Annotated in this window: 19 protein-coding genes; 5 read left to right on the forward strand and 14 right to left on the reverse strand. The window is 71.7% G+C overall.

From position 1 onward, the window contains the following. Positions 1-32: 32 nt before the first annotated feature. The 4 genes from ACFFRH_RS36200 to ACFFRH_RS36215 form a co-directional block, all read right to left on the reverse strand. Positions 33-2021: a glycoside hydrolase family 127 protein gene (locus ACFFRH_RS36200; RefSeq protein ID WP_386161994.1), complete on the reverse strand. Its 1989-nt coding sequence runs from the start codon at positions 2019-2021 to the stop codon at positions 33-35. Continuing rightward, entirely contained in the window at positions 2014-2802 is a 789-nt protein-coding gene (locus ACFFRH_RS36205) for a carbohydrate ABC transporter permease (protein WP_386161996.1), read from the reverse strand. Before ACFFRH_RS36205 ends, ACFFRH_RS36200 begins: the two co-directional genes overlap by 8 nt. Next, the gene (locus tag ACFFRH_RS36210; RefSeq protein WP_386161997.1) at positions 2799-3764 is read right to left on the reverse strand and encodes a carbohydrate ABC transporter permease; all 966 of its coding nucleotides are present in this window, start codon (positions 3762-3764) and stop codon (positions 2799-2801) included. Before ACFFRH_RS36210 ends, ACFFRH_RS36205 begins: the two co-directional genes overlap by 4 nt. Positions 3765-3884: 120 nt before the next feature. Then, positions 3885-5159, reverse strand: a complete 1275-nt coding sequence (locus ACFFRH_RS36215) for an ABC transporter substrate-binding protein (RefSeq protein ID WP_386161999.1) — start codon at positions 5157-5159, stop codon at positions 3885-3887. Between the two features lie 204 nt (positions 5160-5363). Between ACFFRH_RS36215 and ACFFRH_RS36220 the strand changes: the two genes are divergently transcribed. After that, positions 5364-6386, forward strand: a complete 1023-nt coding sequence (locus tag ACFFRH_RS36220; RefSeq protein ID WP_386162001.1) for a LacI family DNA-binding transcriptional regulator — start codon at positions 5364-5366, stop codon at positions 6384-6386. Positions 6387-6645: 259 nt separating this feature from the next. Here the strand turns inward: ACFFRH_RS36220 and ACFFRH_RS36225 are convergent, their stop codons facing one another. Next, the gene (locus tag ACFFRH_RS36225; protein WP_386162003.1) at positions 6646-7197 is read right to left on the reverse strand and encodes an NADPH-dependent FMN reductase; all 552 of its coding nucleotides are present in this window, start codon (positions 7195-7197) and stop codon (positions 6646-6648) included. A gap of 113 nt (positions 7198-7310) precedes the next feature. On the opposite strand from ACFFRH_RS36225, the gene ACFFRH_RS36230 reads away from it, so the two are divergent. Further along, the gene (locus tag ACFFRH_RS36230) at positions 7311-8234 is read left to right on the forward strand and encodes an AraC family transcriptional regulator (RefSeq protein ID WP_386162005.1); all 924 of its coding nucleotides are present in this window, start codon (positions 7311-7313) and stop codon (positions 8232-8234) included. A 94-nt stretch (positions 8235-8328) separates the two neighbouring features. Here ACFFRH_RS36230 and ACFFRH_RS36235 read toward each other — a convergent pair whose 3' ends face one another. Together ACFFRH_RS36235 and ACFFRH_RS36240 are read right to left on the reverse strand one after the other, a co-directional pair. Beyond that, complete coding sequence (locus ACFFRH_RS36235; RefSeq protein ID WP_386162007.1) at positions 8329-8889, reverse strand: hypothetical protein; 561 nt, start codon at positions 8887-8889, stop codon at positions 8329-8331. A 401-nt stretch (positions 8890-9290) separates the two neighbouring features. Beyond that, the gene (locus ACFFRH_RS36240) at positions 9291-9836 is read right to left on the reverse strand and encodes a YceI family protein (RefSeq protein ID WP_386162009.1); all 546 of its coding nucleotides are present in this window, start codon (positions 9834-9836) and stop codon (positions 9291-9293) included. A 92-nt stretch (positions 9837-9928) separates the two neighbouring features. Here ACFFRH_RS36240 and ACFFRH_RS36245 point away from each other — a divergent pair, with 92 nt between their 5' ends. Together ACFFRH_RS36245 and ACFFRH_RS36250 are read left to right on the forward strand one after the other, a co-directional pair. Continuing rightward, positions 9929-10405: a MarR family winged helix-turn-helix transcriptional regulator gene (locus tag ACFFRH_RS36245; protein WP_344749803.1), complete on the forward strand. Its 477-nt coding sequence runs from the start codon at positions 9929-9931 to the stop codon at positions 10403-10405. Positions 10406-10509: 104 nt separating this feature from the next. Then, entirely contained in the window at positions 10510-10941 is a 432-nt protein-coding gene (locus ACFFRH_RS36250) for a VOC family protein (protein ID WP_344749804.1), read from the forward strand. Between the two features lie 81 nt (positions 10942-11022). Here the strand turns inward: ACFFRH_RS36250 and ACFFRH_RS36255 are convergent, their stop codons facing one another. The 7 genes from ACFFRH_RS36255 to ACFFRH_RS36285 form a co-directional block, all read right to left on the reverse strand. After that, positions 11023-11658 carry a GNAT family N-acetyltransferase gene (locus ACFFRH_RS36255; RefSeq protein WP_344749805.1) on the reverse strand — a complete coding sequence of 212 codons (636 nt, stop codon included), beginning with the start codon at positions 11656-11658 and terminating at the stop codon, positions 11023-11025. 177 nt (positions 11659-11835) lie between these two features. Continuing rightward, positions 11836-12183, reverse strand: a complete 348-nt coding sequence (locus ACFFRH_RS36260; RefSeq protein WP_344749806.1) for a hypothetical protein — start codon at positions 12181-12183, stop codon at positions 11836-11838. Between the two features lie 305 nt (positions 12184-12488). After that, positions 12489-13940 (reverse strand): family 43 glycosylhydrolase, encoded by a 1452-nt coding sequence (locus tag ACFFRH_RS36265; protein WP_386162012.1) that lies wholly within the window; start codon positions 13938-13940, stop codon positions 12489-12491. Between the two features lie 139 nt (positions 13941-14079). Beyond that, entirely contained in the window at positions 14080-16395 is a 2316-nt protein-coding gene (locus tag ACFFRH_RS36270) for a rhamnogalacturonan lyase family protein (protein ID WP_386162014.1), read from the reverse strand. Positions 16396-16883: 488 nt separating this feature from the next. Next, entirely contained in the window at positions 16884-18332 is a 1449-nt protein-coding gene (argG, locus tag ACFFRH_RS36275; RefSeq protein WP_344749809.1) for an argininosuccinate synthase, read from the reverse strand. Positions 18333-18690: 358 nt separating this feature from the next. Then, a complete protein-coding gene (locus tag ACFFRH_RS36280) occupies positions 18691-19317 on the reverse strand; it encodes a GNAT family N-acetyltransferase (protein ID WP_344749810.1) in 627 nt (208 codons plus the stop codon). 438 nt (positions 19318-19755) lie between these two features. Next, positions 19756-20652, reverse strand: a complete 897-nt coding sequence (locus tag ACFFRH_RS36285; protein ID WP_386162016.1) for a hypothetical protein — start codon at positions 20650-20652, stop codon at positions 19756-19758. Positions 20653-20827: 175 nt separating this feature from the next. On the opposite strand from ACFFRH_RS36285, the gene ACFFRH_RS36290 reads away from it, so the two are divergent. Then, entirely contained in the window at positions 20828-21304 is a 477-nt protein-coding gene (locus tag ACFFRH_RS36290) for a TipAS antibiotic-recognition domain-containing protein (protein ID WP_344749812.1), read from the forward strand. The last annotated feature ends 98 nt before the right edge of the window (positions 21305-21402 follow it).

Raw genomic sequence — 21402 nt, forward strand, 5'->3', positions numbered from 1 at the left:
GATCGGGTTGGGGGGTGGGATCGGGAACGCGCTCAGCCGGTGGGAAGCCAGACGCGCATGGTGGCGGGGCCGTGGTTGCCCCATCGGTGGTAGGGCACGAGCCGTAGCGTGAGTTCCTCCTCTCGCGGTGCGTCGCCGGCCTCGCCGTACGGCCGGCCGTCGTCATCTCCGGGTCGCCGCGACGCGCGGACCTCCACCTCGATCACGCCGTTGTGGAACGGGCCGTCTTGGGCCGGGTCGCTCCGGGACACGCCGCTCCGGGCCGGGGCGTCGTCGGTCGTGCGGCTCGGGGACGCGCCGTGCCGGGCCGGGGCGTCGCCGGCCGTGTGGCTCTGGGGCGGGATGTCGTCGGTCGTGCCGCTCCGGGAGGCGCCGGTGGCGCGCTCGACCGGGGGCCGCGAGGCGTCCACGACCACCTCGGCGAGCCGCGCCTCGTCCCGGGGCGACTCGGCGCAGTAGACGAGGGGGCCGCGCTCGACGGCCGCGCAGCCGCGCACCGCGTCCACCCGCGGGTCGGGGCGCACCCAGCGCGCCTCCATCGGCAGCTCGGCCGCGATCACCTCGCCGGGTGCCCAGACCCGCTCGCCGAACACGAGCGCCGACCCCCGCCGTACGGGGGTCAGGTCGCCCGGCCCCCGCAGGACGGCGTCTCCGGGGCGGAGGGCGCCGGCGGCCCAGGGGGGAAGGCGGAGCGAGACGTGGCGGGGGGCGGCCGGAGCCTCCACCACGCGGACGGTGACGGAGCCGGACCAGGGGTAGCGGGTCTCCACGCGCACGGTGAGGCCGTCGTGGCCGATCTCGCAGGCCGTGGGGTGGTGGATCTGGATCCCGCCCGGGGTGGCGGTGGCGACGTAGGCGGGCAGGGAGGCGAACGTGCGGGCGAGGTTGGTCGGGCAGCAGGAGACCTGGAACCAGGGGGCGCGCGACGCGCTCTCCGCGCGGGGACTCACGTCCTCGGTGACCCGGCCCGGGGTGCGGACGTGCAGTGGGTTGGCGTAGAAGAAGGAGCGGCCGTCCAGGGCGGGGGAGGCGGCCACGAGGTTGTAGAGGGTGCGCTCGGCCTGGTCGGCGTAGCGGGAGCGGCCGGTGGCCAGCAGCAGCCGGTGCGCCAGCATGACCGAGCCGACCCCCGCGCAGGTCTCGGCGTAGGCCCGGTCGGGCGGCAGCTCGAAGTCCTCGCCGAAGGACTCGCCGGTGTGCCGGGAGCCCATGCCGCCGGTCAGGTGCGTACGCCGGGCGACGGTGTGCTCCCACTGCGCCTCGATCGCGGCGAGCAGTTCCGAGTCCCCCGTCTCCACGGCGACGTCGACCGCGCCGCAGGCCAGGTACATCGCCCGGACGGCGTGCCCGCCGAAGGCCGGGGCCCGCCGTACGGGGACGTCGTCCTGGAAGTAGGCGCGGCCCAGCTCGATGTCGGCGAGGGCCGGCCGGCCGCGCCGCTCGACGAAGCGGCGGGCCATCTCCAGGTAGCGCTCGGTGCCGGTGAGCCGGTACAGCTCGACCAGCGCCATCTCGATCTCGGGATGGCCGCACACCTCGTGGCCCTCCATGAAACGGCGGCAGACCTGGTCGGCGGCGAGCAGGACGGCGTGGGTCAGCGGGTGCTCGCCCGCCGTCCGCCAGCGGGCGACGCCCGCCTGGATGAGGTGGCCCGCGCAGTACAGCTCGTGGCCCCACTCGAAGTCGCGGTAGCGGTCGCCGCTCCAGCGGGTGTTGAGGTAGCCGTCGGGCTCCTGGGCCGCGACCACGGTCGCGGCCAGCTCGTCGAAGCGCCGGTCGCCGGCCCAGGCCATCGCCTCCAGCAGCTTGTACACCTCGGAGTCGGAGAACTCCCTGCCCCGGCGCGGTTCGCCGCGGAAGTTGCCGATCCAGCCGAGCTTGTCCATCCACTCCAGGCAGTGGCCGATGATCACGTCCTGGTCGAGTGCCCTGCGGTCCCCCCAGAAGCCGGGAGCCAGCCGTACGGCATCGAGCCCGAGCGGGGTGAGCACGCCGGAGGACGGGACGACGGGGTTAGCCACGCAGTGCTCCTGACATGAATCCGCGCACGTAGTAACGCTGGAGGAGGAGGAAGAGGGCGAGGCAGGGCAGGGCCATGAACACCACGCCCGCCTGCATGGTCGGGTAGTCGACCGCGCCGAAGTCGTGCAGCCGCATGTTCACCACCGCGACCGGCAGGGTGAACCTGTCGTTGGAGCTGATCAGGATCAGCGGGGCCACGTAGTCGTTCCAGGAGGCGAGGAAGGCGAACAGGCCGACCGTGACGAGCCCGGGGGTGACCGCGGGCAGCAGCACCCGCACCAGCGCCCCGAAACTGCCGCAGCCGTCGATCATCGCGGCCTCGTCCAGCGCGCGGGGCACCGACTCGAACGCGTTGCGCATCATGAACACCGCGAACGGCAGCTGGAACATGATCATCACGAGGGCGAGGCCGACCAGCGAGTCCTGCAGCCCCAGCCGGCCGAGCAGCACGTAGAGCGGGATGAGGATGGTGGGGTAGGGCACCATGAGGATGGCCAGGATGAGCACGAACAGCACGCCCTTGCCGGGGAAGCGGTGGCGCGCGAAGGCGTAGCCGGCGAGCGTGGCGACCACCAGCGTCCCGGCCACGGTGAGCGTGACGAGGATGACGGTGTTGAGCACGTAGGTGCCCAGGCCCTCCCCGTAGGTGGCCAGCCGCCGGTAGTTGTCGAAGCCGAAGGCGTCGCCCAGGCGGATCGAGGACCAGCCGCTCCACACGAGCGGATAGACGAAGAACAGGGCCAGGATCCCCGCGGTGAGATAGTGGGCGGCTCGTCTCACGGGTTCCTCTTTCTGATGAAGGCGAGCTGGAGCCCGTTGAGCAGAACGAGCGCGAGCAGGATCAGGACGGACATCGCGGCCGCCGAGCCCAGGTCGAACCGGACGAACGCCTCGCGGACGATGACCATGACGACCGAGGTCGTGCTGTTGCCGGGACCGCCCCTGGTGAGGATGTAGAACTGCTCGAAGCCGAGCATCGAGCCGGTGATCATCAGGCAGAGCACCAGCGCGATGGTCGGCCGCATGAGCGGCAGCGTGATGCGGCGGAAGGCCTGCCACGCCGTGGCGCCGTCCACCCTGGCGGCCTCGTAGAGCTCGGTGGGGATGGCCTGCAGGCCGGTGAGCAGGATGAGCATGTTGAACCCGGCCCAGCGCCAGATGACCAGCGTGACCGTGGAGCCGAAGGCGACGGAGGGGTCCCCGGCCGTCCACGACACGGGCTCGTCGATGAGGCCGACGGTCGTCAGGATGTCGTTCAGCGGGCCGATCTGGTCGCTGAGCAGGCCGAAGAACAGCAGGGTCGCGGTGGCCCAGCCGACGGCGGCCGGCAGGAAGAAGGCGCCCCTGAACAGGCCCGCCCCCCTGCGCCGGTTCTGGACCAGCAGGGCGAGGCCGAAGGAGATCGCGAACAGCAGGACCGTGACGACGGCGGTGTACTTGAGTGTGAACACCACCGCGTCGGCGACCAGCGCGTTGTCGGCGACACGTGTGTAGTTGCCGGGCGCGTTGAACGCCGGAGGGGCCAGCAGCGGCCACTTGTTCAGCGACATCCAGACCACGAGGCCGAGCGGGAGCAGGAAGAACAGCCCGACGACGAGGGCGGCCGGGGCCGCGTAGGCGAGCCCGACCAGGCCGGGCGAGCGCCCCCTGGGACGGCGGCCGGGGTGGCCGGGACGGCGGGGGCGGCGGGCTAGGGAGAGGCGCTCGCGTGAGACGGCGCGGGTTTCGAGGAGGTCTGGCATGTTCTCTCCAGCCGGTGTCCCGGCCGCCGATCCGGCCGGGACACCGTGCTTGCTCGTACTGGACCGGTGGTCAGTGCCTGGCGTACGTGCCCCCGCCGGATACGGGCCGGGAGCGGTGTGTCACTGCTGGTTCAGCGAGGCGGTGATGGCGGTGGCGCCCTCCTTGAGGGCCCCGGCCGGGTCGGTCCCGAACAGCGCGGAGCGGAGCGTCTTGAGCCAGGGGCTCTGCAGGTCGTTGTAGGACTCGTTGAACTTCAGCGCGTAGGGCGTCCGGCCGGTGGCCATGATCTCGTTCATCGTCTGGACCCTGGGGTCGGTGGCCGTGAGGTCGGTGCGGGCGACGGTCGACTTGCTCTTGGCCTGCAGGTCGGCCTGGACCTTGTCCGACAGGGTGAAGGACAGGAAGTCCCAGGCCGCCTCCGCCCGCTCGCTGGTCGCGCTGACCCCGATGACGTCGCCGCCCACGAAGGTGGAGGTGCCGCCGTCGACGCCGGGGATGGGCGCGACGCCTACGTCGATGCCCTTCTCCTCCAGCATCCCGAGCCACACCGAGGGGCCGGGGGCGATGCCGATGGTGCCGGCCTGCAGCGCGCCGAGCCAGGTCGTGCCGTTCTCGTCCTTGGAGCCGGGGGCGGCCACGCCGTCGGCGTAGAGCTTGGCGTAGACGCCGAAGACCGCCGCCATCTGCGGGTCGTCGACCGTGCTCTGCGTGCCCTCGGGGTTCATCACCTCGCCGCCGCCCGCCCAGACCGACGGCCAGAAGGTGAACACGTCGCAGCCGCCGCAGTTGCCGCCGAAGTAGGTGCCGTAGGTCTTGCCGCCGAGCTTGGTACGGATCGTGGTGGCCTGCTCGGCGAACTCCTTGAGCGTCGCCGGGGCCCTGCCGGGGTCGAGCCCGGCCTTCTCGTACAGGCCCTTGTTGACGAACAGCACGGAGATGTCCACGGTGTGCGGCACCGCGTAGAGCTTGCCGTCCTGCGTGGCGGCCTTGATGTGCGCGGGCGCCACCTTGTCCTTGAACGGCAGGGCGCCGAACCTGTCGGTCACGTCCTGCCACAGTCCCTGCGAGATGTAGTTGGGCGCGAACACCACGTCGGAGGCGAACAGGTCGGGCAGGTTCCTGCCGCCCGCGGCGGTGGCGATCTTGGCCGGGTACTCCTCGTTGGGGTAGGCGGTCACCTTGACCTTGTTCGTGTGGGAGGCGTTGTACGCGTCGGCCAGGGCCTTGGTGTGGGACTCGGTCGCGGCCCTGGTCCACACGGTGATGGTGACGGCGGACGGCTGCGACGGGCCGACCGCCGGTTGTGCCTGGCCGCACGCCGCCGACAGGACTGCGGCGCACAGCACGGCGAACGCCGCCCTACCTGCGCGGCGCCGGGGTATCCCGCTTTCCATGATCTTCTCCTCTGCATCCCCCGAGACGCACCGAAAACTACCTAAAAGGTTTTCGGAAACGTAAGCGCAACATGAGAGGCTGTCAATAGTCGCGGTGAGCTCGACGACTTGCCCTGGAGTGGGTGTCGGGGCTATTTTCTGCAGAAACCAACCACCTCGTGCTCAGGTAACAATTTCATCTCGAACGAAAAGGTTTTCGTAGTGATGAGTTCTCAGCAGCCGCGTGCGGCCACGATCACCGACGTGGCCGCGCTGGCCGGTGTGTCGATCGCGACCGTCTCCAAAGCGCTCAACGGGCGCGCCCAGGTCCGCGAGGAGACCCGGCAGCGGGTGCTGCGGGCGGCGGAGAAGCTGGCCTTCCAGCCGAACGCGCTGGCCCGCGGTCTGATATCCGGCCAGACCCGCACCGTGGGCCTGCTCACCAGCGACAGCGTCGGCCGTTTCGGCATCCCGGTGCTCCTGGGTGCCGAGGACGCCTTCGGCGCGGGCGAGATGTCCGTCCTGCTCTGCGACGCCCGCGGTGACGCCATCCGCGAGCAGCACCACCTGCGCACCCTGCTCGCCCGCCGGGTCGACGGCCTCATCGTGGTGGGACAGAGCACCGACCCGCGCCCGTCGATCAGCCGCGACCTGCCGCTGCCCGTGGTCTACGCCTACGCGCCGTCCGAGGACCCGCGGGACGTCTCGTTCGTCCCCGACGACGTGGAGGGGGCCCGCGCCGCCGTGCGGCACATGCTGACGATCGGCCGCCGGCGCATCGCGCACATCACCGGCCCCACCCACTACCAGGCCGCCAGGGACCGGGCCGAGGGCGTTCTCTCCGCCCTGGAGGAGGCCGGGCTCTCCCTGTCGTGCGGGCAGGTGCTGAGCGGGGAGTGGTCGCAGCGCTGGGGGCGGCAGGCCGCCGAGATCGCGTTGCGGACCGATCCGGAGCTGGACGCCGTGGTGTGCGGCAGCGACCAGATCGCCGCCGGGTTCGTCGAGGCGGCCCGCGAGCGCGGGCGCCGCGTCCCGGACGACGTGGCGGTCGTCGGCTACGACAACTGGGAGGTCCTGGCCACCGAGACCAGACCTCCGCTCACCACGATCGACATGAACCTGGAGAGCCTGGGCCGCACCGCCGCCCAGCACCTGTTCGCCGCCATCGACGGCCGGGCCACCCCCGGCGTGCACCGCATGCCCTGCCGCCTGATCATCCGCGGCTCCACCGCCCCCTCGGGCGACTGAACGCGGGTCCCGCGCCGCGCCTGCGGCGCGTTCACCGGTCCGCCCTCGGGGGGAGAGAGACTCGGCCGGTCGCGGTCGCGGTCCCGTGCTCGATCTCGGTCCCGATCCCGATCCCGATTTCGGTCCCGCTCTCGGAGGAACGCATCGGGCCGCCGCTCGGCGAGCGAGCCGGGGTCCGGCACCGGCGCGATCGAGCACCTGTACCGGACCGGGCCCGGCCGGTCGTCTGACGGCGACCAGCCGGGACGTCCGTCGCCGGCTACCCCCTGAGCGGGCGCAGGACGGAGCCCCAGGAGAGGACCTGGTCGAGGACGAGGTTCAGCCGGTCCTCGTGGGCGGCGGCGGGCCTGAAGCCGTCCGTGAAGTCGGTGTGGAGCGACAGCCCGACCTGGTTCGACACGGTGGCCACGCTGAGCAGGCCCAGGACGTGCCGCAGGTGCGAGATCGCCCGGGGCGCGCCGTCCACGCCGTAGCCGACGAAACCGGCGGCCTTGTTGTTCCACTCCGCGTACAGGAAGTCGAGGGCGTTCTTGAGCGCGCCGGGGTACGAGTTGTTGTACTCGGGGGTCACGATCACGAACGCGTCCAGGGACGAGATCTTGGCCGACCAGCGCCTGGTGTGCTCGTGCCGGTAGTTGCCCGTGGCGGGGTGCTCGGGCTCGTCCAGGTTGCCCAGGCCGTAGTCCTTCAGATCGACGAGCTCGTACTCGGCGTCGCCTCGTTTGACCGCCAGATCGCGAACCCAGTGCGCCACCGCCTCGCCGTTGCGGCCGGGACGGGTGCTGCCCAGGATGATGCCTACCCTCAGCATGTCAATGCTCCCTCAATCGGTTACGCGAACCACAGTAGGGAGACCTGGTGAGATACTGAATGCGCTCCTGTCCAACATTTATACGCCAGCGTCTCAGGCCGTAGACTCGACGTATGGACATGCTGAGCGACGTCGTGGCCTTCATGCGATGCGGGCGCCCCACCTCCGCCCGCATCTCCTGGCGAGCACCCTGGGGGGTGGCGTTCCACGCGGTGCCCGAGTCCGCGGGTTTCCAGGTGGTGCTGCGCGGGTCCTGCTGGCTCATTCCCCCGGACGGCGAGCCCGTTCCGCTGAGCGTGGGCGACGTGGTGTTCATGCCGCACAGTGGCCCGTTCGGGCTGGCCGACGATCCCGCGAGGCCGCTGGTCGAGTCGGACTGCGGCTCGGATTCCGGGCTGTTCGCCTCGGCCGGCTTCGACGGCACCGGGGCCGAGACGGTGGTCCTGTCCTGCGGTTACCGGCTCGACCTCGACAGGACCCACCCGATCCTGAGCTCGCTGCCCGGCGTGATCCACCTGCCCGCGACGCTCGGCAGCCATCCGGAGCTGCGGGCCGCCGTCGAGCTGCTGGCCGCCGAGATCGAGACCCCGCGCCCCGGCACGGACACCGTCGTGTCCTCCCTGCTCGACATGTTGCAGCTGTACGTCCTGCGGGCCTACTTCGACACCCAGGACGAGCCCTGCACGCTGTCCGGCTGGGCCGCCGCGCTGGCCGACCCCGCCATCGGCCGCGTGCTCGACGCCATCCACCGCGACCCGGCCCGCCGCTGGACGGTCGAGTCGCTCGGCGTCCACGCGGGCATGTCGCGAGCCGGCTTCGCCCGCCGCTTCACGGGGCTGGTCGGGCAGCCGCCGCTGGCGTACCTGACCTGGTGGCGGCTGGTGAGCGGGGCACGCATGCTGCGCGAGTCCGACGCGTCGGTGGCGGAGGTGGCCGAGCGGGTGGGGTACGGGTCGGAGTTCGCCTTCGGCAACGCCTTCAAGCGGGAGTTCGGGGTGGCGCCCGGCCGGTACCGCCGCCGGGTCGCTGTGGCCTAGCCGGGCCGCGGTGGCCTGGGCGGCGGGGTCCGGGCGGGCGCGGGTGCTGGGCGGTGGCACCCCCCGTGGGACGGATCGCCACCCGGCTTTGTGATCAGCCGCTGTAGGAGATCCAGCCGTACTCGTACTGGGTCCAGCCGTTCTCGTCCCCGGTGTGCCCGCGGCCGGTCATCACCTGGTTGGTGCCGCCCGCCGAGGAGTGGTTGTTCTCCCTGACCCAGCCGTCCAGCTGCCTGGGGGTGATCTGCACCGCCTTGCCCTGCCAGAACAGCGCGCCGCTGTAGTAGATGGTGTCCCCGTTCTCGTCCCCGTCGTGCCGGATACCGGTGATGGCCTGGTTCGCCGGGGTGCGGTAGTTGTGGCTGTTCTCGTCCGTCACGGTGCCCCAGATGTTCAGCTTGGCGACCGTGACCTGGACGTTGTCGATGTAGATGCGGCCGCACTGGAACGTGGTGTCGCCGTTCTCGTCGCCGCGGTGTCCGCGGCCGATCAGCACCTCGTTCACCGGGCAGTTGAACTTGCTGTTCGACTGTTTCAGGGTCGAGACCTGCCCGGGACGGATTTCGACCGTGACGGCGGCGACGGGACCGGCGGGGACCAGGGTGAGAGCGGCGACGGCCGCCACCAGCGCGGCCGGCAGAGACTTCTTGAGCATGTCCGTGTCCTTCGACGAGAGCCTTCGGTGAGCGGAATCCATGGTCGCCATCACGGTGGCGCTCGTCGTCCGCCTGCGAGGTGAGTGCGGGTCCGCCTGTGTGGTGATCCACCCGCTGTGGAGCGGCCGCGACGTCACCGCCTGGTCGCGGTGAGCCGAAGGTGGAGGCGTTCGACGAGGCCGGCTGCCCGCCGTGAGGGGCTGGAGGCGTACGCCGCCCTGCCCGCGTTCCCGAAGCGGCCATGGGCCTGGTCGAGGTGAGGCAGGTGACGACACTGTCTGACTTCGAGGCATGAGCCGCGCGTTGCGGCGGATGCCCTCCTTGGCGTGGGCCCGGGCGGCCGCGAGCCGGGCGGCGCCGATCACCGCGGCTCGTGAGGCCTTCTCCTCCGCGGGAGCGCTCAGGCGGTCTTCACGGCGGACAGGTCGAACTCGAGCGTGATCTTCTCGGAGACCATCACGCCGCCGGTCTCCAGGACGGCGTTGTAGGTGATGCCGAAGTCCTTGCGGTTGATCACGGTGCTGCCCTCGAAGCCGACCCGCACCAGGTTCTGGATGTCGACCGCCGTACCGGTGTACCGCAGGGGGACGGTGATCCGCCTGCTCACGCCGCGGATGGTCAGATCGCCCGTGACCTCGAAGTCGTCACCGCCGACGTGCTTGACGTCGGTGGAGTCGAAGGTGATGGAGGGGTGGCCGGCCGCGTCCAGGAAGTCGCCGGTGCGCAGGTGGGCGTCGCGGTTCTGGTTGCCGGTCTCGATCCCGGCCACGTCGAGGACCACGTGGACGCTGGAGGCGGCGGGGTCGCCGGCGTTCAGGTAGGCGGTGGCCTCCCGGACGGGGATGCTGCCCCGGACCTTGGTGACCATCGCGTGGCGGGCCACGAAGCCGAACCGGCTGTGCGCGGGGTCGATGGTGTAGGTGCCGGTGAGCTCGCTGGGGTGCATGCCGTGCCTCTTCCTTTATTTCAGTACTGGAATATTCAGCAGGACAGTACCTCCACTTATTTCAGTGCGCAACTTTTGAGTACGATGACCCCGTGACACGATGGCTCACCGACGACGAACAGCGCGCCTGGCGGGCGTTCGCGCTCGCCACCCGGCTGCTGACCGACCGGCTGGACCGCGACCTGCTGGCCGCGGCCGACATGCCTTCGACCTACTACGAGCTGCTGGTCCTGCTCTCCGAGGCACCCGAGCGGACCCTGCGCATGAGCGAGCTGGCGCACTGGACCAACTCCAAGCCCAGCCGCATCTCCCACGCGATCAACAAGCTCGAACAGAAGGGGTGGGTGCGCCGGGAGCACTGCGCGGACGACCGGCGCGGCTGGCTTGCCGTCCTGACCGACGAAGGGCTCGCCACGCTGCAGGCCGCCGCTCCCCGGCACGTGGTCAGCGTGCGCGAACACCTGATCGACCTGCTGACCCCGGAGCAGGTCCGGCACCTGGAGGACATCAGCCGGGTGCTCCTCGACCACCTGGCGGCCGAGCGGGGTTCGCCCTCCCCGTCGCGCTGATCGCCGTCGGCGGACTCTCCCTTCTGTCCTGATGTCACCATTGGGACCACCGCTTCCGGTCCGGTGATCCGCCGGGCCCGCGTTCAGGAAGGCAGCCCACGCCCATGACCGTTCTCGACTCCCCGATCCCCAGGTTCCATCTGGCCGTGCCGGTCGACGACCTGGCCGCCGCGCGCCGCTTCTACGGCGAGGTGCTGGGCCTGGAGCAGGGCCGCAGCGCGGACACCTGGGTGGACTGGAACCTGCGCGGCCATCAGTTCGTCACGCACCTGGCGCCCGGCCGCGCGCGGCGCGCGCACAACCCCGTCGACGGCCACGACGTCCCCGTGCCGCACTTCGGCCTGATCCTGACGATCCCGGAGTTCCACGCGCTCGCCGACCGGCTGCGCGCGGCGGGCACCGAATTCGTCGTCGAGCCCTATGTCCGCTTCGAGGGGCGGACCGGCGAGCAGTGGACGATGTTCCTGCTCGACCCGGCGGGCAACGCCCTGGAGTTCAAGGCGTTCGCCGACGACTCCCAGGTCTTCGCCGCCTGACGGCGAACCCCCGGGACCCGGCGCGGGTGTCCACGCCGTGACCGGCCGCGCTTTTGCCCCGGCCGGAGGGACGGCCGGAGGTCAGACGCCGAACGCCGCCGGGTAGCGGATGACGCCGCTGGGGACCGGGCGCGCGGGATCGAGGACGAGCGCCATCATGTGCTCGTCGGAGACGTCGAACGGCGGCCGGATGGCGTGACCCGAGGCCGGGGTGAAGCCGAAGCGGGGATAGTACTCGGCGTGGCCGAGGACGAGCACGAGGTTCTCGCCCTGGTCGCGGGCGGCCCGCAGGGCCGCGCGGATGGCGGCCGAACCGGCGCCCCGCCTCTGGTGGCCGGGCAGGACGGCGCACGGGCCCAGGGCGAGCGCGGGAACGTCGCCGACGTGGCACCGGGTGAGCAGCGCGAATCCGGCGACGGTCCCGTCGGGGGCCTGGGCGAGCCATGACAGGCCGGGACGCCATGCCGCCGGGTCGGCACGCAGCGCCCGCTCCGCAGGGTGCCGCCGAGCAGGGACACCCGGCGCCGCAGGCCGGTCAGCCCCGTCCGCGATCCGCTGGCCACCAGCGACGGATCGGCGGGCGCGGTGGGCGCGGTGTCGAGGATCTCGATGCTCACCGCCTCGGGGCGGTAGCGCAGGCCGACGGGCGCCCGGGGCGTGTTTGCGGACGTTGGTCAGCGCCTCCTGCACCACCCGGTACGCGGCACGGGAGATCACGGGGACGCCGTGCCGGGATCGCCGCCGACGCGCAGCGCCGCCCCGATGGTGGCGGTCAGCTCGGCCAGGTCGCCGCCGCGGTCGTCCGTGCTCCCCGGTGCCGCCCGGTGGCCCTCCCGGTCGTACGCCGGTCCCGTGCCCGCCCCGGCCGGTGACGACGACGACGACGACGGGACGCTAGGGCAGATCGCGGAGCACCAGGGCCCGGGCGAACGACTCCCCGGTCCTGCGGGCGTACGTCATCCGCGCGCGCACCTCACCGGGCGTGCGCGGGCGCCAGCCGGGGCCGCCGCAGCACCCCTGACGGAAGCCGACCCCCGCGTGCAGCAGCACCGAGAGCGTCCGCCAGGCCGCGGTGTCGCGCCGGCGCGGCGCCGCGAACGCGGAACCGACGTGGATCAGCGAGCCGGCGCAGCGCGGGCAGGACCGCTCGGAGCGGCCCCCATCGGGGCCGGAACGGGGAGGAGCCTGCTTGTACGAGGCCCGGCACGGCAGGCAGACGTACGAGGTGTTCGACGGGGCCATCCGCCCAGGATAGGTCCGTCGCCGCCCGCGATCTACCGGGTTTTCCGCACGCCCGTCCGCTCGCATGCCTGTCCGTCCGCATGCCCGTCCGTCCACCCGCGCGCACGTCCGCTCGCCCTCGCACGCACGCCCGCCCGCTCCGCGAACTTCTTTCCCGGCCGCCCCGGTTCATCGCGCGACGATCGATCCGTGCCCGGCCGGGCGGGTCACGAGCGAGGCCGTGACCCGCGGTGGCTCGGAGTACGTGAGAGACGTGACGATCGGTCTTCTCGTCCGATCCGAGTCGCCACCTCGCTCGTCGGCCCTCACTCCTGGACGAAGCTGGCGTTGCCCTGGAAGGTGGCGGTGCCGTCGTTCTGCTCGACCCACACCTGGCCGGCACGGTGCCGCAGGTAGTAGCCGGGGAAGTTGACCGATTCCAGCGACAGCGTGCCCGAGCCGGTGAGCCCGGTGCGGCGGGTGAAGCTGGCGTCGGCCCTGAACAGGGCCGTGCCGTCGTTCCTCTCCACCCAGGCCTCGTGGTTGCGGTGCCGCAGGTAGTAGCCGGGGAAGTTGGTGGACTCCAGTGACACGGTGCCCGAGCCGGACAGGCCGGTGACGAGCTTGAACTGGGAGTCGGCCAGCGGGGAGACGTTCGCCTCCAGGCGGGCGCGGTAGTCCCAGTGGCGCACCGCGGAGCCCGGAGTGTCGTAGGACATCAGCCGTACGGGGGTCGCGCCGTCGGGGACCGGGATGCCGAAGTCGGGGGTGCCGTCCGCCCTCCAGTAGATCTTCTGGACGCGGGTGCGGCGGTTGGGGTCGTTGAGCGGGTCGCCGGTGATGTCGCGGTAGTTGCGGTCGTGGTAGACGAGGATGTCGCTCTGCCCGTCCTCCGAGGTGGTGAAGGAGTTGTGGCCGGGGCCGTACTGGCCGGTCGAGGCGTTGGTGGCGAAGACGGGGTTGGCGCCCTTGGTCCAGGAGGAGGCCTGCAGCGGGTCGGCCGAGGCGGAGGCGGTCAGCATGCCGAGGCAGTAGTTGGCGTCGGTGGCGCTGGCCGAGTAGGTGAGGAAGAGCCGCCCGTTGCGCTGGAGCACGGCCGGGCCCTCGGCGACCTTGTAGCCGCGGGTCTCCCACGCCAGGGTGGGCACGGTGAGGCGGGTGGTGGCGCCGGTGATCGTCCAGGGGTTGGCGCCCATGCGGGCGATGTAGAGGTTGGAGTTGGTGGAGATGCCCGGCTCCTGCTGGGCCCAGAGCAGGTAGCGCACGCCGTTCGTGACGAAGGTGGTGGCGTCCAGGGCGAAGGTGTCCCAGGGGGTGGTGATCCGGCCGCGTTCCGTCCAGGTGCCGGTCAGGGGGTTGGCCGCCGAGCTTTCGAGCGCGTACATGCGGATCCGCCAGACGTCGTCGGCCCGGCCGGCGGCGAAGTAGACGTACCACTTGCCGTTGATGAAGTGGATCTCCGGTGCCCAGATGTGGGCGCCCATCTCGCCGCTGGTGTGCTTGCGCCAGATGACCGTCTCGGCGGCGCTCGCCAGGCCCTGGATGGTGGTGGCGCGGCGCAGCACGATGCGGTCGTACTCGGGGGCGGTCGCGGTGAGGTAGTAGTAGCCGTCGGTGTGGCGGAAGATGTGCGGGTCGGCGCGCTGGTTGGCCAGGGGGTTGGTGTACTGGACGGCGGGCGAGGCGTGGGCCGTTCCCGGCGAGAGCAGGCCGCCGATCATGACGAGCACTGTGACCAGGGCGGTCACCAGGGAGCGGCGCTTGTGCGAGGGGGGCATCAGGCTGTCCTTTCAGGCCAGGTGGAGGGCGGACCCGCGGCGCCCGGGGGGAGTGGCCCCGCGGGCCGTGACCCGGTTCCCGGCACCGAGGGGGCGCCGGGAACCGGGTCACGGAGGCCGTGCTCGACGGATCGAGGGATCAGCGCAGGTAGACCTTCGGCTGCGGCGGGGTGGCCATGCCGTCGCCGATGAAGAAGCCCGGGTGGGGCGGCTGGTTGTAGGCGGTGTTCTGCCAGGCCAGGGCGACCCGGTACTGCGGGTCGTGCAGCAGCGTGTGGATCTTGGTGGTGGTCACGGCCGGCGTGCTGTAGATCCGCAGCGCGGTGTTGCCGGAGGTGGGCCAGACGACCTCCTCGCGCCAGTCGCCGAACAGGTCGCCCGACAGGGACGGGGTGGACTTGGTGCCGTTGTTGGAGTGCACCCCGGAGGCGGTGAGCAGCCGGGTCTCCCCGCCGGTGCCGTACTTGTCGACGCGGGTGCCGTCCACCAGCTCGCGGACCGGGTCGCCGTCCCACCAGGCCAGGAAGTTGGACGAGGAGGGCGTACGGCCGACCGAGGCGCCGGAGGAGTTGTACAGGTTGCCCATGTTGGTGCCCGCGCCCCAGAACTCCGCTCCCGGGCTGCCGGCGTAGACGTCGGCGGCCACGCCGCGGCCGGGGCCCTCCACGCCGCCGTTGCCCGGCCGCTGCCAGACGACCTGCCCGGTGCGGGCGTCGTGCACGTCGGCCGCGGGCTGGTCGCCCGCCTCGTGGATGGTGAACACCTCCAGGCCCGACCGGCTCGGGATCAGGTCGCCCACGTGCAGCGCGTCGCCGTGCCCGAAGCCGGTGCGGTACATGCCGGCGCCGTTGTCGTCGATCGTGGCCGAGCCGTAAACGATCTCCTGCCTGCCGTCGGCGTCCACGTCGGCGATGGACAGCTGGTGGTTGCCCTGCCCGGCGTAGCCGCCGTTGCCCGAGGAGTTGGAGTCGAACGTCCAGCGGCGGGTGAGCGAGCCGTTGCGGAAGTCCCAGGCGACGATGACCGACCGGGTGTAGTAGCCGCGTGCCATGATCAGGCTCGGCCGCTGGCCGTCCAGGTAGGCGGTGCCCGCCAGGAACCGGTCCACCCGGTTGCCGTAGCTGTCGCCCCAGGAGGAGACGGTGCCGCGCGCCGGCTCGTAGTTGACGGTCGACATCGCGGCGCCGGTCTGGCCGTTGAACATCGTCAGGTACTCGGGACCGGCCAGGATGTAGCCGGAGGAGTTGACGTGGTTGGCGCTCGCGTTGCCGATGGTGACGCCGCGGCCGTCGACCGTGCCGTCGGCGGTCTTCATCGCCACCTCGGCCCGGCCGTCGCCATCGTAGTCGTACACCTGGAACTGGGTGTAGTGGGCGCCGGCGCGGATGTTGCGGCCCAGGTTGATCCGCCACAGCCGGGTGCCGTCGAGTTTGATCCCGTCGATGTAGACCGGGCTGGTGGTCCCGGACTGGGAGTTGTCCTTGGCGTCGTTGGGCTCCCACTTGAGCACCAGGTCCAGCCTGCCGTCCCCGTCCAGGTCGCCGGTGCTCGCGTCGCCGGCGGTGTGGTTGCCGCTGGGCGGGCTGATCGGCACGTCCAGGTAGCCGTTGCCGAAGCGCAGCGAGGTCTCCGAGTCGGCCTGCTCGCTGCCGCCGACCACGGCGCGCACCGTGTACGAGGCGTCGGCCGAGGCGCCCGGGTCCAGGTAGTTGGTGGAGTTCGTGACGCCGGCGACCAGGGTGCCGCCCCGGTAGACGTTGAAGGTGGTGTCTCGGGACTCGGTGCCCAGCAGGCGCCAGGAGACCAGGTTGCCGCTGCCGGAGCGCACGCTGATCAGGCCGCGGTCCAGGTCCTCCATCTGCTTGGCGTCACCGGGGACCGGGTCGGTGCCGCCGAGCTTCACGAGCTGCCACTGCTGGTTGGTGCCGTTGAGGTCGGTGTACTGCGACACGCGGGCGCCGTCGGCGGTGGACCGCTCCCACACCTCCAGGGCCTTGCCGCTGGTGCGGTTGATCAGCTTGACGTGGCCGTTGTCGGTGTCGACGACGCGGAACTGCTGGTTGCCGCCGTTGAGGTCGGTGTACTGGACGACCTGGGCGCCGTCGGCGGTGGAGTGGTTGTAGATGTCGACGACCTTGCCGCTGTGGCGTGAGCGCAGCCGGTAGTAACCGCCGCCGGAGTCGACGAACTGCCACTGCTGCCAGGCGCCGTCGTTGCGGGCCCACTGGGCGATGGGGGCGCCGTCGGCGGTGGCGCGGTCGAGGACGTCGACGACCTTGCCGCTGTTCCGGTTCACCAGGACGTACCAGGCGCTGGTGTCGATCGTCGCGGCGGAGGCCGGGCCTGCGGCCACGAGCGACTGGCACACCGCGAGCAGTACCAGGACGGCTGCCGCGAGAACGGCCCCGGTACGACGGCGGACGCCTCGCGGGGGAGGGCTTGCGGGTCTGTTCACAGGGGGGTGCCTCTCGTTGCGGACGACTCGTTGTGGACGATTCGCTACGAACGTCGTGGCTCTACGAACGATGGCGCTACGAACGTGCGACAGGCATTGTTAGCGTTAACATTTCTGTCGCGTATCCGGTGCTTCACAGTCACGAAGGCGGATGTGTGCCAAGTGTCGGCAGCGTCATCGGGACCGTCAAGCGGCGGGTGGGGTTCCCGGAGGGTCAGACGTGCGGGGCCGGCGTCCCGCACGGCCCTCCCGGCCGCTTCCGGCCGGGGGCCGGTCGGGCGCGACCTGCGTCTTCCGGAGGGCCCGGCGCCGCCCGCGACGCCGGGCCCGGGCTCTGTCCGGAGGCCGGGGAGGATCTGAAAGTTTCAGTGCCGCGACCATGGCCGGCGCGCCACATGTCGGCACGCCACACGCCGGTGGTCCCGGCGCGGTGCGTACACCACGCCGGGACCACAGGCCGACGGGCGGCCATGATGACGCCCAGCCGGTCAGTCGGTGCCGAACTCCATCGCGGCGCGGTCGAGCATCTCGTCGTCGCCGGAGACCTCGCCACGGGAGGCGATGGCCTCGGCGCCGCCCTGCGGCATCGCGCCGATCAGGCCGGTCGAGGCCGCCTGGGCGGCGCCGATGAGCGCGGGATGGGTGGTGCCGACCATGCCGAGGCCGGCGTACTGCTCCAGCTTGGCGCGCGAGTCGGCGATGTCGAGGTTGCGCATGGTGAGCTGGCCGATCCGGTCCAGCGGTCCGAACGCCGAGTCCTCGGTGCGCTCCATCGACAGCTTGTCCGGGTGGTAGCTGAAGGCCGGGCCGGCGGTGTCGAGGATCGAGTAGTCCTCACCGCGCCGCAGCCGCAGCGTCACCTCGCCGGTGATCGCCGTGCCGACCCAGCGCTGCAGCGACTCCCGCAGCATCAGCGCCTGCGGGTCGAGCCAGCGGCCCTCGTACATCAGCCGGCCGAGCCGCCGTCCCTCGTTGTGGTAGCTCGCCAGGGTGTCCTCGTTGTGGATCGCGTTGACCAGCCGCTCGTACGCCGCGTGCAGCAACGCCATCCCGGGCGCCTCGTAGATGCCGCGGCTCTTGGCCTCGATCACCCGGTTCTCGATCTGGTCCGACATGCCCATGCCGTGCCGTCCGCCGATCGTGTTCGCCTCCATCACCAGGTCGACCGGGGTGGCGAACTCCTTGCCGTTGATCGTCACCGGGCGGCCCTGGTCGAAGCCGATGGTCACGACCTCGGGGACGATCTCGACCTCCGGATCCCAGAACCGCACGCCCATGATCGGGTCCACGGTCTCGATGCCGGTGTCGAGGTGCTCCAGGGTCTTGGCCTCGTGGGTGGCGCCCCAGATGTTGGCGTCGGTCGAGTAGGCCTTCTCGGTGCTGTCGCGGTAGGGAAGGCCGTGGGCGAGCAGCCACTCCGACATCTCCTTGCGGCCGCCGAGCTCGGACACGAAGTCCGCGTCCAGCCAGGGCTTGTAGATGCGCAGGTGGGGGTTCGCGAGCAGGCCGTACCGGTAGAACCGCTCGATGTCGTTGCCCTTGAACGTCGAGCCGTCGCCCCAGATCTGCACGTCGTCCTCGACCATCGTCCGGACCAGCAGGGTCCCGGTGACGGCACGGCCGAGCGGCGTGGTGTTGAAGTAGGGGCGCCCTGCCGAGCGGATGTGGAACGCGCCGCAGGTGAGCGCGGCCAGGCCCTCCTCGACCAGCGCCGCGCGGCAGTCGACCAGGCGCGCGATCTCGGCGCCGTACGCCAGCGCGCGGCCGGGCACCGAGGCGATGTCGGGCTCGTCGTACTGGCCGATGTCGGCGGTGTAGGTGCACGGGACGGCGCCCTTGTCGCGCATCCACGCGACGGCGACCGAGGTGTCGAGACCGCCGGAGAAGGCGATGCCGACCCGCTCGCCGATGGGCAGGGAGGTGAGAACCTTGGACATGAAACAAGATTATGCATTACGCCGCATGGTCATGCAAAGCGGGGTGGCCGATACCGCGACAGGGCGCGGTGATGATCATCGTCGCTGGGCTCGCTGGGCTCGCTGGGCTCGCTGGGCTCGCCGGGCCCAGGGGTGATGGAGGGAGACGTCCGGCAGGTCGTGCCGGGCCGCCGGAGGAGGCGACGGTCTGGTGGCCGTACCGGGGCGGCGAGAGCGGTGACGCCTCGGCAGGTCGTGCCGGGCCGCCGGAGGAGGCGACGGTCTGGTGGCCGTACCGGGCCATACCGGGCCGTGCCGGGGCCGCGGGGGTGGTGGCGGTTCGGCGGGTCGTGCCGGGCTACAGGGGGGGCGCGGCGGTTCAGTGGGCCGGCTGGGTGTGATGCGGAGGGGTCGGCCGGGTGCCGGCCATCGGGGCGGTGATCGCCCACCGCTCGTGGTCCCGCCAGGCGCCGTCGATGAACAGGAGATCGGGGGAGTAGCCCTCCTTCCTGAAGCCGTGTCGCCGGAGGAGCTTGAGGGAGGCCGTGTTGCCAGGCTGGACCTGGGCCTCCAGGCGGTGCAGCCGCAGCTCTTCGAAGGCGTGTCGCAGCAGCAGTCCGAGACCTTCGGACATGTAGCCCCGGCCGGCGGTGGGGGCGAAGGCCGCGTAGGCGACGGACCCGGACTGGAAACGCCCGCGGATGACGCTGTTGATGTAGACGACGCCGGCGACGGCCGCGGTGTCACGGAGGCAGACCAGCAGGCATTCCTCGGTGGGCTGGTCGTAGCGGGTGACGAGGGCCTGGAACTCCTCGGCCGTGCCGGGCAGGGACATCCACGGATGGTGCAGGCCGGTGCTGGCGCGGACCAGCCCGAGGAACTCGTCCCGGTCGTGAGCGGTGATCGGGCGCAAGGTCACGCGGGCGGAGTCTCCCGGCCGGTCGGCGGGGAACGGCCCGGCCGTCGCCGCCTGTTCGGTTCCTTCGGCCCCGTTGTTCTGAATCACGGACGGAACGGTATCGCGGCTCGCGGCCCGGCCCACGCCCTGGGTCCCCGGCAGGGCTCCGCCTCCCTGTCGCGTGTCTCGGGTTCCACCGCCGAGGATGACCTTCGGCCCCGGGAGCGCCGTGCTCCTCGCGGCATGCGGGACGCGGCACGTGGAACCGGCGTCGGCAGTGGCATCGGCGCCGCCGACGACGAACCGCGCCGGGCCCGGGAGCCGGTCCGGGCCCGGGAATCAGGCGATCCTCGGCTCCGCAGTGGTCGACGGGCCGGGGCGACGCAGGTGACGGTGATCCGACGGTACGGGCGCGGCGTGCCCGTACCGAGCCGTTCGGCACGGCCGCCCCCCGGGGAGGGCAGAACTCACCGGACCGGAGGCGACCCGATCCGGTGAGAGCGAAACTCACCTGGTCGGGGCGATGCGCTCCGGGCAGAGCGGAGCTCACCTGACCGGGGTGACCCGTTCCGCGAGGGTCTCGGCGGCGATCGGACGTATCGTCCTCGCGGCCGCCAGAAGGACCTTCTCCTCGGCGCCGTGGCTTTCGAACTCGACCAGCGCGCCACCGCCGTGGGTGAACACCGCGACCCGTCCCTCCCGTCCGTGGCGCACCCACCGATCCCCGGAGGCCGCCCGGCAGGACCCGGCCCCGCCCTCCCACGACTGGGCGTGGTACGGCGTCGCGCACGCCTCCTCGGCGGTCGCGGCCGCCGCCCGGCGTACGATCACCTGGACGTTCGGACGGCTGTCGCCCACCATCTCCGCGCCGGCGCGCCGGTAGTCCAGCATGATCGCCGGTTCGCCCCTCCCCCCGACGATCGGCGCCTCGACCCAGAGCAGCCTGTGCCCCGCGATGTCGGGCACCACCAGCGGCACTCCGAGCCACTCGAAGGCGCGCGCCAGATGCCAGCGCCGGGCGGGCTCCTCCAGGGGGACGGCCAGCCCGCAGACGGCGGCGAGCACGCCGAGCGCGGCGATTCCGGACCACCGTCGCGGGACGGCCACCACCCAGGCGACGACGGCGAACCCGGCCACCGCCGCCACCAGGTGCACCCCGCCGAGCAGCGACCGGTCGAAGCCGTAGAAGGTGGTCTCGGGCACGATCCTCCACAGGGCCTGGCCCAGGGCCAGCGTGACGATCCCGCCGGCGACCGCGACCAGAGAACGGCGGCGCGCCCGGACCAGGGCCGCCACGGCCAGACCGACCACGAAGATCGCCAGCGTCATCCAGAGGGAGTAGGGGCCGCGCACACCCGAGTGCCCGTCCCATCGCGGGCTCGCGGCCCACATGGCGGCCTGCGCGATCCCGACTACCAGCCCGACCAGCGCACCCCTGCCCATCTCCCTCACCCGACCATGATTCCAAACATGTCCCGCCATAGACCTGGATTTGCGGCGACAGTCCTCCGGCCCCGGTGTTCCCGTGGGAAGCGTCCCGGCCGATGACAGCCGGGAAGGGCGACCGCCACCCCACCGGCTTGACCCTCACGTGACGTCAGTCCGTACGGTCGGCGTCATGAGTGACAAGAAGATCCGGTCCCCGCTCAGCGCCGAGGAGAAGCGCGAGGCCTGGGGTGAGTTCGCCGACCGGGAGGACGAGTACCTCGACGAGGTGGAGCAGCGGTGGGGGGACTCCGGCGCGTACGCGCAGTCGGCGAAGCGCGTCGCGACCTACGGCAGGGAGCAGTGGAAGCGGATCAACCGCGACAACGCGGCGATCGAGGCGCGGATCCGCGAGCTGATGGACGCCGGAGCGGCCCCGTCGAGCGAGGCGGCGATGGACGTGGCCGAGGCGCAGCGGCGGCACATCGCCCGCTGGTTCTACGACATGACGCACGAGTTCCACGTGCTGAAGAGTCACCTGTACGTGGAGGACCCGCGTTTCCGGGCGGGCATCGAGACGAACACCCGGCCGGGCGCGGCGGAGTGGCTGCGGGAGGCGATCGCGGCCAACGCCGAGCGCGCCGCCCGCGCACAGGACACGGCCAGGTGATGGCAGGGTGACCGGCCCGGTCGGGACGAGACGTCCGGCGGTTCGTCTCCCCGTCCTGGGCACGGCTCCCTGGCCCGGCGCGGCTTCCGGCCGAGGTG

It is taken from the genome of Streptosporangium vulgare (assembly GCF_042428775.1).
GTDB lineage: Bacteria > Actinomycetota > Actinomycetes > Streptosporangiales > Streptosporangiaceae > Streptosporangium > Streptosporangium vulgare.

What these genes read in the sequence shown, in the direction of transcription:
- ACFFRH_RS36260 (WP_344749806.1), bottom strand. Translation starts at nt 12,183, where the DNA reads ATGGCCCCGTCGAACACCTCGTACGTCTGCCTGCCGTGCCGGGCCTCG.
- ACFFRH_RS36210 (WP_386161997.1), bottom strand. Translation starts at nt 3,764, where the DNA reads ATGCCAGACCTCCTCGAAACCCGCGCCGTCTCACGCGAGCGCCTCTCC.
- ACFFRH_RS36230 (WP_386162005.1), top strand. Translation starts at nt 7,311, where the DNA reads ATGGACATGCTGAGCGACGTCGTGGCCTTCATGCGATGCGGGCGCCCC.
- ACFFRH_RS36250 (WP_344749804.1), top strand. Translation starts at nt 10,510, where the DNA reads ATGACCGTTCTCGACTCCCCGATCCCCAGGTTCCATCTGGCCGTGCCG.
- ACFFRH_RS36240 (WP_386162009.1), bottom strand. Translation starts at nt 9,836, where the DNA reads ATGCACCCCAGCGAGCTCACCGGCACCTACACCATCGACCCCGCGCAC.
- ACFFRH_RS36215 (WP_386161999.1), bottom strand. Translation starts at nt 5,159, where the DNA reads ATGGAAAGCGGGATACCCCGGCGCCGCGCAGGTAGGGCGGCGTTCGCC.
- ACFFRH_RS36265 (WP_386162012.1), bottom strand. Translation starts at nt 13,940, where the DNA reads ATGCCCCCCTCGCACAAGCGCCGCTCCCTGGTGACCGCCCTGGTCACA.
- ACFFRH_RS36285 (WP_386162016.1), bottom strand. Translation starts at nt 20,652, where the DNA reads ATGGGCAGGGGTGCGCTGGTCGGGCTGGTAGTCGGGATCGCGCAGGCC.
- ACFFRH_RS36235 (WP_386162007.1), bottom strand. Translation starts at nt 8,889, where the DNA reads ATGCTCAAGAAGTCTCTGCCGGCCGCGCTGGTGGCGGCCGTCGCCGCT.
- ACFFRH_RS36225 (WP_386162003.1), bottom strand. Translation starts at nt 7,197, where the DNA reads ATGCTGAGGGTAGGCATCATCCTGGGCAGCACCCGTCCCGGCCGCAAC.
- ACFFRH_RS36290 (WP_344749812.1), top strand. Translation starts at nt 20,828, where the DNA reads ATGAGTGACAAGAAGATCCGGTCCCCGCTCAGCGCCGAGGAGAAGCGC.
- argG (WP_344749809.1), bottom strand. Translation starts at nt 18,332, where the DNA reads ATGTCCAAGGTTCTCACCTCCCTGCCCATCGGCGAGCGGGTCGGCATC.
- ACFFRH_RS36220 (WP_386162001.1), top strand. Translation starts at nt 5,364, where the DNA reads ATGAGTTCTCAGCAGCCGCGTGCGGCCACGATCACCGACGTGGCCGCG.